Below are 11,791 nucleotides of genomic sequence, written 5' to 3'. Positions count from 1 at the left end.
ATGAGCTATTCCGCAAGCGTGCCCGAGCGCGCCCCGCTGGTCCGCGTGCAGGGTGTGCGCAAGACCTACGACAAGGGCGGGGCGACGCCGCTGGTGGTGCTGGAGGACGTCGACCTGACCCTGCATTCGGGGCAGATCGTGGGCCTGCTCGGCCGTTCCGGTTCGGGCAAGTCGACCCTGCTGCGCGCCATCGCCGGGCTGCTGCAGCCCAGCGCCGGCAGCATCGCCTTCCGCGATGCCGCGCCGGGCCAGGTCGCCGACGACATCGCCATGGTGTTCCAGAGCTTCGCCCTGTTCCCGTGGCTGACCGTGCTGCAGAACGTGGAAGTGGGCCTGGAGGCGCGCGGCGTGGCCGCCGACGAGCGCCGCCGGCGCGCCCTGGCGGCGATCGACCTGATCGGCCTGGACGGCTACGAGGGTGCCTACCCGAAGGAACTGTCCGGCGGCATGCGCCAGCGCGTGGGCCTGGCGCGGGCGCTGGTGGTGCGACCGAAGCTGCTGCTGATGGACGAACCGTTCTCGGCGCTGGACGTGCTGACCGCCGAGACCCTGCGTACCGACCTGCTGGACCTGTGGTCGGAAGGGCGCATGCCGATCGAATCGATCCTGATGGTCACCCACAACATCGAAGAGGCGGTGCTGATGTGCGACCGCATCGTGATCTTCGGCGCCAATCCGGGACGGGTGATCGGCGAGATCGAGGTGACCCTGCCGCAGCCGCGCAATCGCCTGGCGCCGGCGTTCCGCGCCCTGGTCGACGACATCTATGCGCGCATGACCGCCAGCCCGCAGCGGCCGCAGACCCGCGAGGGCGTGTTCCCGGGCAGCGGCATCGCCATGGTGTTGCCGCGCGTCTCGAGCAACCTGCTGGCCGGCCTGATCGAAGCGGTGGCGGCCGAGCCCTACCACGGCCGTGCCGACCTGCCGCCGTTGGCGGCCGGCCTGCAATTGGAAGTGGACGAACTGTTCCCGATCGCCGAGACGCTGCAACTGCTGCGCTTCGCCGTGTTCGAACAGGGCGACCTGCAGCTGACCCCGGCCGGGCAGCGCTTCGCCGAACTGGGCACCGACGCGCGCAAGCAACTGTTCGCACAGCACCTGGCCACCTACGTGCCGCTGGCCGCGCACATTCGCCGCGTGCTCGACGAACGCCCGGCGCATCACGCGCCGGCGCGCCGCTTCCGCGACGAACTGGAAGACCACATGTCCGAGGCCTATGCGGCGGAGACCGTGCAAGCGGTCACCAGCTGGGCGCGCTACGCCGAGTACTTCGCCTACGACAAGCAGGCGGACCTGTTCTCGCTGGAGAATCCGAGCTAAGCCGGGGCGTTGCGTAGCATCGCGTAGGAGCGGCTTCAGCCGCGACCCGACGCCAAGCATCGCAGGAGCAGCGTCAGGCGCGAATGGACATCTGCCGCAGCCTTCGCCGCGAGGGGATGGCATGACGTCACAAAGCGCCAGCCCACCCGCAGGGCAGCTTGTGGCAGGAACGCCACTCGCAACTGCAGGCGCATCAGCGTTGCCGGATGGCGCCATGCGTCGCGACTGAAGTCGCTCCCACAGTGATGCTTCCCCGCGACCGGGCGCTCGACGTAGGGGAGCGGGTTCAGGCACGCGTCTGGATGCGACGTCGGTAGGCCGATGCCGCGTCTCGCCGCCAAATCCGCCTTTCGCCGAATGCGCCTTTGCAGCAACGATGTCGCGATCTGATTGGAGAGGTCGCGATCTGATCGGAGTAATTGTGGGAGGGACTTCAGTCCCGACTGCATGCAGCCTGCCAGGCGCGTGTCGCGCGCTTTTCGCGACCAATGGCATTGCGTATCGCTGCCATCTGCCGTGGTCTAGCGAGACCAGCCGTCGCCTCGTAGAGCGGCTTCAGCCGCGACGAAGCACTATCGGGACCGCCTGTCGCGGCTGAAGCCGCTCCTACGGATGCGGCGCGCGCATGGTTGGCTCGGCCCTCTCGGCCTTATGCGCCAAGCGAAATCGAGAATAACGAGCTGGGACGAACCGTTTGGCGACGCCCTGAAGGCAATGCCCTCACCAGGATCCGCTCGCCGCCCGCAACCGCAACCGCCGAGATCGACTCAGTCGCCGTCGTACAGCGGGAAGTGCACCAGCGGCGCCGGCGTGCCGGCGGCGGCGACCGCGCTGCCGTTGAGGCCCATGTCCCAGGCCAGGCCGGCCCAGACCGGGTCGGCGATGCGCGCGTCGTGCTGCGCCGGTGCGCGTGCGATCAGCAACTGCCGCAGTTCGGCCTGGGCCAGCGTCTCCAGCCGTCGCAGGGTATGGCCGGGCTGGCGCGGCGCGGTCACCGGCCGGATGCCGGGTGCGGCCACCGGCTCGGACGCAGGCACGTGCGCGCTGCTGCTGTCATCGCAGGACATGGCCGCAACTCGGGACAGGGACTGGAGAGGCATCGACATCGACGGGGCCGGACGGGAAGGGCAGAGACGACAAGCCCCGGCAGGGGCCGGGGACTCGTCGGTTCATGGCGCGGAGCGCGACAAGGCGGACTTAGAACAACTCGACCGTGCCGGCACCCATGCTCTGCTGCGCCACCGGCTTGTGCGGCGGACGCTCCCACTCGGTGCGCATGTCGCGCAGGCGGTTGCCGACCCGCTGCAGGGCGTCGATCAGTTCGTGGTCGAACACGCCGCCATTGCGGTGCAGCAGTTCCTGCAGCGCCACGGCCTCGCGGTTGATCGCGGTCAGGCGGTCCAGGTGGGTGTGCACGCCGCCCAGGGCCTGGGTGGCGATGTCCTCGAACTGCAGGGCACGCACCGCTTCGGCGACGCTGCTGTCGATGGCGCGGCCGCACTCGGAGATCTCGCGCATGCCGTCGCCCAGCGAGTGGTTGATCGCGGCCACGTTGTCCAGCATCGCCGCGGCCTCGGCCCGCGCCTCGCGGGAGCGGTCCATGTCGCGCGAGGCCATGTTCGAGACCGTCTCGCGGACCTTGGCGATGGCGTCCTTGGAGCTGTGCGCCAGCTTGCGGATCTGCTCGTTGAAGGTGGTCGAGCGCTCGGACAGGTTGCGCACCTCATCGGCCACCACCGCGAAGCCGCGGCCCGCCTCGCCGGCACGCGCCGCTTCGATCGCCGCGTTCAGCGCCAGCAGATTGGTCTGGTCGGCGATCGACTTGACGTCTTCCAGCAGGGCGAAGATGCCGTCCAGGTGCTGGGACATGTCGTCGATGTAGTGCACCGTGGTGCTGCTCTGGCCGCTGACCTGCTCCAGCGCCTCCACCAGCTGCTCCATGCGCTGGCTGGCATGCTGGGCGAAGCGGGCCACGTCCACCCCGGCGCCGCCGTCTTCGCCGGCGCGGTCGACGATGCGGGCCAGCGCCACGCTCTGCTGCCGCGACTTGCGGTTCATCGCCTCGAAGCTGCCACCCAGGCCGCTGACCGCCTGGCGGATCAGCTCGCGGGCACGTTCGATCTCGGAGCGGGAGCCCTCGATCTCGTTGCCGACGAAGCTGCGCAGCTCGGTCAGCAGGTGGTCCTGCTCGCGCATGACCTTGGCCTGCTCCGGCGAGCGCCGGGTCTGGCTGTACGCGGTCCAGCCGGCGAAACCGAGCCAGCTCAGCGTCATGGTGGTGAGGATGGCCCAACGGACCGGGGCCGGCCAATCGAAACCGGCGGCGATGGGGAACAGCAGCGTCAGGGCGAGCGGGGCGGCCAGACGGATCAGGAGGCGTGAGTACATGGAAGTTCTCGGCAGATTCACGATTGCTGTATCGGCCGTCCCCCCCGGGTCTTTAGCAACGCGGTGCGCGGATCATCGAAACCTGCCGACATTCGTACGATCTGCGTCGCAGAACCACCGCGGGCGGCGCGCTGCCGACCCGGTGCCGGCACCCCGGGGGACTCAGCGCAATGCGCGGTCCACGGTCTCGCGCATGCGCCGCTTGGCCAGCAGGAAATCCCACAGGCTGCCGCCCATCTGCCGCCACAGCACCGCCGCACGCACCGCCGCCAGCAGCAGCGCGCGAATCTCCGCCACCACCCCGGCCTGGCCGAGGTAATGCGGGTTGCCCTGCACCATCACCCGTGGGCGCAGGTGACTGATGGTGTCGGCGTAGAGCTGGCCCAGCGCCGCGATCACCTCCGGGTGGGTGCTGTCGGCATGGCGCTCCAGCAGCGGCGCGATCCGGGCCAGGCCGGCGTCGACCTTGGCGTCGGTCTCGGCATCGCCGGCGAAGCGCCGTTCCAGCTGGATCACCGCCAGCGCCAGCCGCGGCAGCACCTCGTCCTGGCCCTGGTTGCGGAAGTAGTTGTGCAGCAGGCGCAGGCCCGGCGCCAGGTCGGCGCGGCGGCCGTAGACCGCTTCGGGGCTGGGCGCGTCGATGCGGAACACGCTGTCGAGCAGGGTGCGCACCAGCGACGCCTCCGACTGGCCGGTCTCGGCGATGCGCCGCACCTGCTGCAGGGCCTGGGCCATGCCCGCCAGCGCCAGCATGCGCGCGTCCATGGAATCGGTCATCGAATGGGGTCCTCGTGTACGGCGGGGGCCTGCTGCGCCAGGCGGCGCTCCAGCGGGGCATCGGTGGTGGCGATCACGGCGCCGCCCAGGCATTCCTCGCCCTGGTACAGCACCAGCGACTGCCCGGGGGTGACGGCGCGCTGCGGGCGCGCGAAGCGGACCGACAGGGTGCCGTCGTCGCCGACCTCGACCGTGCAGGGCTCGTCGGCCTGGCGGTAGCGGGTCTGCGCGGTGCAGTCGAAGCGCCGTGCCGGCGGCGCGCCGGCGATCCAGTGGGCGGCCTCGGACTGCAGCCCGTTGGCCATCAGGTAGGGGCTGTCGCGATCCTGGTCGACGTACAGCACGTTGCGGGCGACGTCCTTGCCGACCACGTACCACGGCGCCGCGGCGCGGCCGCGCACCCCGCCGATGTTCAGGCCCTCGCGCTGGCCCAGGGTGAAGTAGAACACGCCCGGATGCTCGGCCACGACCTGCTCGTGCGGGTCGCGGATCTCGCCGCGCCGCGCCGGCAGGTAGCGGCCCAGGAATTCGCGGAAATCGCGTTCGCCGATGAAGCAGATGCCGGTGGAATCCTTCTTGGCGTGGGTCGGCAGGCCGGCCTCGCGGGCGATGCGGCGCACCTGTTCCTTGGGCAGTTCGCCGACCGGGAACAGGGTCGCGGCCAGTTGCGCCTGGCCCAACTGGTGCAGGAAGTAGCTCTGGTCCTTGTTGCGGTCCAGCCCGCGCAGCAGCCGCCAGCGGCCGCCGACGCTGTCCACCCGTGCATAGTGGCCGGTGGCGATGCGTTCGGCGCCGAGTTCGCGCGCCGCATCCAGGAAATGCTTGAACTTGACCTCGCGGTTGCACAGCACGTCCGGGTTGGGGGTGCGCCCGGCGGCGTACTCGGCCAGGAAGTGCGCGAACACGCCTTGCCAGTACTCCTGCGAAAAATCCCGGAAATGGAAGGGGATGCCCAGTCGCCCGCACACCGCCACCGCATCGCGGCGGTCGTCGTCGGCGCGGCAGTCGCCGCTGCCGTCGTCGGCCCAGTTCTGCATGAACAGGCCGGACACCGCCGCGCCCTGCTGGACCAGCTGCCAGGCCGCCACCGACGAATCCACGCCGCCGGAGACGCCGACCATAACCGCTGCGCCGCTCATGCCACCTGCCGCAGCAGATCCAGCGGGTAGCGGCGCCCGGCCAGGTAGTCGGCCGCCACCTGCCACACCAGCGGGCTGCGCCAGCGCGGCGCTTCGGCCTCCAGTTCGGCCGGGGTCATCCACAGCGCGCGCACGATGCCGGTGTCCAGCGGCCGCTGCGCGTCGTGCGCGACCGGATCGGCGGCGAAGGCGAAGCGCAGGTAGTGGCGGCCGGTGTCGGCCTTCCACTGGTAGGCGCCGATGAACGCGGTCGGCTGCACCTGCCAGCCGGTTTCCTCCAGCGTCTCGCGCACCGCGGCCTCGATCAGGCTCTCGTCCGGCTCCAGGTGGCCGGCCGGCTGGTTCAACACCAGCGCACCGGCGATGGCTTCCTCGACCTGCAGCAGGCGCCCGTCGCGCACCACCACGGTGGCCACGGTCACGTCCGGCTGCCAGGGTTCCGCGACCACCGTCATCAGAACAAGTCCTTGCCGCCGTTGAGTTCGGCGTCCATCGCGTCGGCGCCGCGCGCGGCCGCTTCCAGTGCTTCGCGCAGCGCCGCATCGTCGGCATCGGCGGGGATCTTGACCACGAACACCGCGGTGCCGCCCTGGCGCACCCAGCCGCCGAGGATGTCCGACTGTGCATCCTCCAGCAGTCGGTTGGCGACCTTGGCGGGCAGGCTGTCGCCCTGCGCCTGGTAGGCCGGCGACCACACCTCGCGGATGCGGTAGCTGCCGAAGGTCTCCACCGGCGAGCGCACGTAGGTGAGCTGCTTGCGCTCTTGCCCGTGGTCGCGCAGGCCGAACAGCACCTGATAGTCGCCGTCTTCGTCCGCCTGTACGTCGTAGCCCAGCGCCTGCAGGCGCTTGCCCAGCGCCGCATCCGGCGTCTCGGCGGCGGCCGGCAGGGCAGCGGCGAGCAATGCGGCGAGCAGCGGAAGCTTAGGGAACATCGTCGAATGCATGCGCAGCGCCATCGAAAGGAGGGGAATTGTGCGGGCAGGGCCGGCGATCGTCCAATCCTGGCCGGCGGCCCCCGTATATAATGGGCGGATGCCCCGCAAGAATTCCCCCGAGCACGATCATGGCGTCATGGTGGAGACCGGCAAGCCGGAAGTCGCCCGCCCGCCCATGTATCAGGTGCTGTTGCTGAACGACGACTACACCCCGATGGACTTCGTGGTGACCGTGCTGCAGCAGTTCTTTTCCCTCGACCTGGAGCGCGCCACCCAGGTGATGCTGCATGTGCATACCCGCGGCCGCGGGGTGTGCGGGGTCTATACCCGCGAGGTGGCTGAATCCAAGGTGGCTCAGGTGAACGAGTTCTCGCGGATGAACCAGCATCCCCTGTTGTGCACGATGGAAAAAGCCTGATAGTGGGAGGCGTCGGTCACCGGTTTGCCCGGACTAACGCGGTGTGAACACACTGATCCGATAGGGTTGTGGAAATTCGCAACTCAAGCCACATATTGTCGGCAACAGACGTCGGAGTACACCATGTTCAGCAAAGATCTCGAGCAGACCATCGGCCAGTGCTACAAGCGCGCCCGGGAAGCCCGTCATGAGTTCATGACGGTGGAGCACCTGCTGCTGGCACTGCTCGACAATCCCTCCGCCCAGGCCGTGCTCAAGGCCTGCGGCGCCGACGTCGACCGCCTGCGTGGCGACCTGGAACAGGCCATCGAAGCCTCGGTGGCGCGCCTGGCCGACGACGATGGCCGCGACACCCAGCCCACCCTGGGCTTCCAGCGGGTGCTGCAGCGGGCGGTCTACCACGTGCAGTCCTCGGGCAAGAAGGAGGTCAGCGGCGCCAACGTGCTGGTGGCGATCTTCGGCGAGAAGGACTCGCACGCGGTGTACTTCCTGAACCAGCAGGACATCACCCGCCTGGACATCGTCAACTACCTGTCCCACGGCATCGCCAAGATGGGCGAGGACGGCGAGCACGCCGCGCCGTCCGACGGCGAGCCCAAGGGCGAGGCGGGCGAGGGCGAACCCAAGGGCGACGCGCTGGCCGAGTACGCAACCAATCTGAACGAGCAGGCCCGCAATGGCCGCATCGACCCGCTGGTGGGCCGCGCCGACGAGATCGAGCGCACCATCCAGGTGCTGTGCCGCCGCCGCAAGAACAACCCGCTGTACGTGGGCGAGGCCGGCGTCGGCAAGACCGCCATCGCCGAGGGCCTGGCCAAGCGCATCGTCGAGGGCACGGTGCCCGAGGTGCTGGCCGACGCGGTCATCTTCTCGCTCGACCTGGGCGCGCTGGTCGCCGGCACCAAGTACCGCGGCGACTTCGAGAAGCGCCTGAAGGGCGTGCTGACCTCGCTGAAGAAAGTGCCCAACGCGGTGCTGTTCATCGACGAGATCCACACCATCATTGGCGCCGGTTCCGCCTCCGGCGGCACCATGGACGCGTCCAACCTGATCAAGCCGGCGCTGTCCTCGGGCGAGCTGCGCTGCATCGGCTCGACCACCTTCCAGGAATACCGCGGCATCTTCGAGAAGGACCGCGCTCTGGCGCGGCGCTTCCAGAAGATCGACATCGTCGAACCGACCGTGGGCGAGACCTTCGAGATCCTGCAGGGCCTCAAGCCCAAGTACGAGGCGCACCACGGCGTGACCTATGCCGACGACGCGCTGCAGGCGGCGGTGGACCTGTCGGTCAAGCACATCGGCGACCGGCTGCTGCCGGACAAGGCGATCGACGTGATCGACGAGGCCGGCGCGCGCCAGCGGCTGCTGCCGGAAGGCCAGCGCAAAGAGCTGATCGACATCGAGGAGATCGAGACCATCGTCGCCAAGATGGCGCGGATCCCGGCCAAGCAGGTCAGCGCCACCGACAAGGACGTGCTGCAGCACCTGGAGCGCAACCTGAAGATGGTGATCTTCGGTCAGGATCCGGCGATCGAGACGCTGTCCTCGTCGATCAAGCTGGCGCGCTCGGGCCTGGCCAATCCGGAAAAGCCGATCGGCAACTTCCTGTTCGCCGGCCCCACCGGCGTGGGCAAGACCGAGGTCACCAAGCAGTTGGCGCTGCAGTTGGGCATCGAGCTGGTGCGCTTCGACATGTCCGAGTACATGGAGCCGCATTCGATCAGCCGCCTGATCGGTGCGCCCCCGGGCTACGTCGGCTTCGACCAGGGCGGCCTGCTGACCGAGAAGATCGTCAAGACCCCGCACTGCGTGCTGCTGCTGGACGAGGTGGAGAAGGCGCACCCGGACATCTTCAACATCCTGTTGCAGGTCATGGACCGCGGCGTGCTCACCGACACCAACGGGCGCGAGGCCAACTTCAAGAACGTGATCCTGGTGATGACCACCAATGCCGGGGCCACTCAGGCCTCGCGGCGCTCGATCGGTTTCACCCAGCAGGACCACTCCACCGATGCGATGGAGATCATCCGCCGCAGCTTCACCCCGGAGTTCCGCAACCGCCTGGACGCGGTGGTGCAGTTCCAGCCGCTGGCCTTCAGCCACATCCTGCGCGTGGTCGACAAGTTCGTGATCGAGCTGGAGATGCTGCTGCAGGAGAAGCACGTGTCGCTGTCGGCGACCCCGACCGCGCGCGACTGGCTGGCCCAGCACGGCTTCGACCCGCTGATGGGCGCGCGGCCGATGGCGCGGGTGATCCAGGACAAGGTCAAGCGTCCGCTGGCCGACGAGCTGCTGTTCGGCAAGCTGGTCAATGGCGGCCGCGTCACCATCGACGTGCGCGACGGCGAGCTGGTGGTGGACACCCAGGCCGAGCCGGAGCGCCTGCTGCCGGCGACGGTGGACTGAGGCCGACAGGCACGACGAAAGGCGGCTGCAGAGGCTGCAGCCGCCTGGCGAGGTCACCGTCGTTCTACCGTTGCAGACGCGAAAGGCGGCCGTGGGCCGCCTTCTTCATGTCCGCCGGGGCGGATTACTTCATGCGGTAGGTGATGCGACCCTTGGTCAGGTCGTACGGGGTCATTTCGACCTTCACCCGGTCGCCGGTCAGGATGCGGATGTAGTTCTTGCGCATGCGGCCGGAGATGTGGGCGATGATTTCGTGCCCGTTTTCCAGCTTGACCCGGAACGTGGTATTGGGCAACGTCTCGCTGACGGTGCCTTCGAATTCGATGGAGTCGTCTTTCGACATGTAATCCTGTGCGATTCGGAACGGCCAAAGGCCTGAAGAGCGAGGATTTTACTCGCCTGGGCCGCGGCATGCAAAGTTTGCGTTAATCCCGCTCAGCCCTGGGCCAGTTCCGCGGCCGCCAGGGTGCCGAACCGCAGCGTCCACGGCGCGGTCTCGGCGGTCGCCGCCACCAGCGGCGCGATGGTGTCCAGGAACCGCGCACGCGGCCAGCGCTCGGCGCCCAGGCTGAGCAGGTGGTCGTTCTCCACCTGCGCGTCGATCAGCGGCCAGCCCCAGCCGTGCAGGCGCCGCGCCAGCGCCGCCAGCGCGACCTTGGAGCCGCCGCTGCGCGCACTGAACATGCTCTCGCCGAAGAACATGCGCCCGCGGGCCACCCCATAGATGCCGCCGACCAACTCGTCGCCGTCGAACACTTCCACCGAATGCGCGTGGCCGGCCTGGTGCAGGGCCAGATAGGCGTCGCGCATCGGCGCGGTGATCCAGGTGCCGTCCTGACCGCGGCGGGGAATCTGCGCGCAGGCGTCGATGGCCGCGGCGAAGGCGGTGTCGGCGCGCACCGTCCACGGGCAGTGGCGCAGGCTGCGCCGGAAGCGCGAGGACAGGCGCACGCCATCGCTGCGGAAGACGGTACGTGGGTCCGGGCTCCACCACAGGATCGGTTCGCCGTCGGAGTACCAGGGGAAGATGCCCTGCGCATAGGCCGCGAGCAGGCGGGTCGGCGACAGGTCGCCGCCGACAGCGAGCAGGCCGTCCGGCTCGCGCAGGGCGCTGGACGGCGGCGGGAACGGGGCGGCGGGATCGGCCGCGAGCAGGGCAGGGAGACGACGCATCGCCGGCAGCGTAGCCGATGCCTCAGGCGTCGTGGCGGAACGGCGAGTGGCGCTGCAGCGCCGCCGCGTGCTGGCGCACCTCGGCGCGCTCCTGCGCGCACCACTCGGCCAACGGCACGCGGAAGCCGGGGTCGGCGATCCAGTGGCGGCTGCGTACCAGCCGCGGCAGGAAGCCGCGGGCGATCTTGTGCTGGCCCTGCGCGCCCGGCTCGAAGCGAGTCAGGCCCTCGCGCAGGCAGTACGCGATGCCCTGGTAGTAGCAGGTCTCGAAGTGCAGGCCGGGCAGGGGTTCGCCGCCCCAGTAGCGGCCGTACAAGGTGTCCCCGCCACGCAGGCAGAACGCCCCGGCCACCGGCGTGTCGTCATGCATGGCCAGGAAGATCAGCAGGTTGCGCGGCATCGTGCGCGCAAGGTGCGAGAAGAAGTCCAGGGTCAGCGCCGGCGAATTGCCGTAGTCGTCGAAGGTGCGCAGATAGAAGCCGTACATCGCCTGCAGGTCGGCGGCGCTGGCCTCGTCGCCGTGCAGCACGCGGAAGCCGATGCCGGCGCGCTGCACCTTGGCCCGCTCCTGGCGGATGTTCTTGCGGTGCTTGTGGTCCATCGCGCCCAGGTAATCGTCGAACGCGGACCAGCCGGCGTCGTTGTGCCACTGATACTGCACGTCGTTGCGCTCCAGCCAGTCGGTGCCGAACGCGGCGTCCTCCTCGGCGCGGTGGAAATTGACGTGGGCCGAGGACAGGGCGGTGCGCTCGGTCAGCGCCTGCATGGCCGCGAGCAGTTCCTGTCGTGCCGCCAGGTCGCGAGCGAGCAGCCGCGGCCCGGTCACCGGCGAGTACGGCACCGCGCACAGCCACTTGGGGAAGTAGTCCTGGCCGTAGCGCGCATAGGCATGCGCCCAGGCATGGTCGAACACGAATTCGCCGTGCGAGTTGCTTTTGACGTACCCGGGCGCCGCCGCGACCAGCGTCTCGCCGTCCCAGACGGTGAGATGCAGCGGGCTCCAGCCCCAGTCCGGGCGCAGGCAGCCGTGCCGCTCCAGGCCGGCCAGGAAGGCGTGGGCGACGAAGGGATTGCGGCCGTCGTGCAGGGCGTCCCAGTCGGCGGCGGCGACCGTATCGAGCTGGTGCAGCCAGCGGATCCGGCTCATCGCCGGCGCTGCTCGCGGTGGAAGGCGGCGCAGCGGCCGCCGGCGTCAGCGGCCGCGCGCGCGGGCGCACGGCCGCTGCCGGCCGG

At 69.4% G+C, this 11,791-nt stretch carries 12 protein-coding genes; 3 read left to right on the top strand and 9 right to left on the bottom strand.

Features of this window, described 5'->3' with window-relative positions; genetic code table 11:
- The gene (locus AC1PMG_RS11050) at window positions 1-1,320 is read left to right on the top strand and encodes an ABC transporter ATP-binding protein (RefSeq protein ID WP_010341738.1); all 1,320 of its coding nucleotides are present in this window, start codon (window positions 1-3) and stop codon (window positions 1,318-1,320) included.
- A gap of 767 nt (window positions 1,321-2,087) precedes the next feature.
- Here AC1PMG_RS11050 and AC1PMG_RS11045 read toward each other — a convergent pair.
- The 6 genes from AC1PMG_RS11045 to AC1PMG_RS11020 all read right to left on the bottom strand — a co-directional run bounded on the left by AC1PMG_RS11045 (window position 2,088) and on the right by AC1PMG_RS11020 (window position 6,582).
- Window positions 2,088-2,387: a hypothetical protein gene (locus AC1PMG_RS11045; protein WP_481108925.1), complete on the bottom strand. Its 300-nt coding sequence runs from the start codon at window positions 2,385-2,387 to the stop codon at window positions 2,088-2,090.
- A gap of 130 nt (window positions 2,388-2,517) precedes the next feature.
- Window positions 2,518-3,708: a methyl-accepting chemotaxis protein gene (locus AC1PMG_RS11040; RefSeq protein ID WP_160947203.1), complete on the bottom strand. Its 1,191-nt coding sequence runs from the start codon at window positions 3,706-3,708 to the stop codon at window positions 2,518-2,520.
- A 162-nt stretch (window positions 3,709-3,870) separates the two neighbouring features.
- Window positions 3,871-4,485: a high frequency lysogenization protein HflD gene (gene hflD / locus AC1PMG_RS11035; RefSeq protein WP_342072719.1), complete on the bottom strand. Its 615-nt coding sequence runs from the start codon at window positions 4,483-4,485 to the stop codon at window positions 3,871-3,873.
- Window positions 4,482-5,624, bottom strand: a complete 1,143-nt coding sequence (mnmA, locus tag AC1PMG_RS11030; protein WP_481108924.1) for a tRNA 2-thiouridine(34) synthase MnmA — start codon at window positions 5,622-5,624, stop codon at window positions 4,482-4,484. Before mnmA ends, hflD begins: the two co-directional genes overlap by 4 nt.
- Window positions 5,621-6,079: an NUDIX hydrolase gene (locus AC1PMG_RS11025; RefSeq protein ID WP_481108923.1), complete on the bottom strand. Its 459-nt coding sequence runs from the start codon at window positions 6,077-6,079 to the stop codon at window positions 5,621-5,623. The genes mnmA and AC1PMG_RS11025 overlap by 4 nt, the downstream gene beginning before the upstream one ends.
- Window positions 6,079-6,582, bottom strand: a complete 504-nt coding sequence (locus AC1PMG_RS11020; protein WP_017908261.1) for a hypothetical protein — start codon at window positions 6,580-6,582, stop codon at window positions 6,079-6,081. The genes AC1PMG_RS11025 and AC1PMG_RS11020 overlap by 1 nt, the downstream gene beginning before the upstream one ends.
- A 76-nt stretch (window positions 6,583-6,658) precedes the next feature.
- Here AC1PMG_RS11020 and clpS point away from each other — a divergent pair, with 76 nt between their 5' ends.
- Window positions 6,659-6,979, top strand: a complete 321-nt coding sequence (clpS, locus tag AC1PMG_RS11015) for an ATP-dependent Clp protease adapter ClpS (protein WP_010341728.1) — start codon at window positions 6,659-6,661, stop codon at window positions 6,977-6,979.
- Between the two features lie 123 nt (window positions 6,980-7,102).
- Window positions 7,103-9,385, top strand: a complete 2,283-nt coding sequence (clpA, locus tag AC1PMG_RS11010; RefSeq protein ID WP_342072723.1) for an ATP-dependent Clp protease ATP-binding subunit ClpA — start codon at window positions 7,103-7,105, stop codon at window positions 9,383-9,385.
- Window positions 9,386-9,509: 124 nt separating this feature from the next.
- Here the strand turns inward: clpA and infA are convergent, their stop codons facing one another.
- From infA to AC1PMG_RS10995, 3 genes are all read right to left on the bottom strand, one after another.
- Window positions 9,510-9,728, bottom strand: a complete 219-nt coding sequence (gene infA / locus AC1PMG_RS11005) for a translation initiation factor IF-1 (protein WP_004425677.1) — start codon at window positions 9,726-9,728, stop codon at window positions 9,510-9,512.
- Window positions 9,729-9,820: 92 nt separating this feature from the next.
- Window positions 9,821-10,558, bottom strand: coding sequence for a leucyl/phenylalanyl-tRNA--protein transferase (gene aat, locus AC1PMG_RS11000; RefSeq protein WP_481108922.1), 738 nt, complete (start codon window positions 10,556-10,558; stop codon window positions 9,821-9,823).
- Window positions 10,559-10,580: 22 nt separating this feature from the next.
- A complete protein-coding gene (locus AC1PMG_RS10995; RefSeq protein WP_481108921.1) occupies window positions 10,581-11,705 on the bottom strand; it encodes a GNAT family N-acetyltransferase in 1,125 nt (374 codons plus the stop codon).
- Window positions 11,706-11,791: the final 86 nt, after the last annotated feature.

The sequence above is a fragment of the Xanthomonas sp. NCPPB 2250 genome (genome assembly GCF_056725265.1).
The sequence above is the reverse complement of the archived record's forward strand: the minus strand, read 5'-3'. Positions and strand labels throughout refer to the sequence as shown.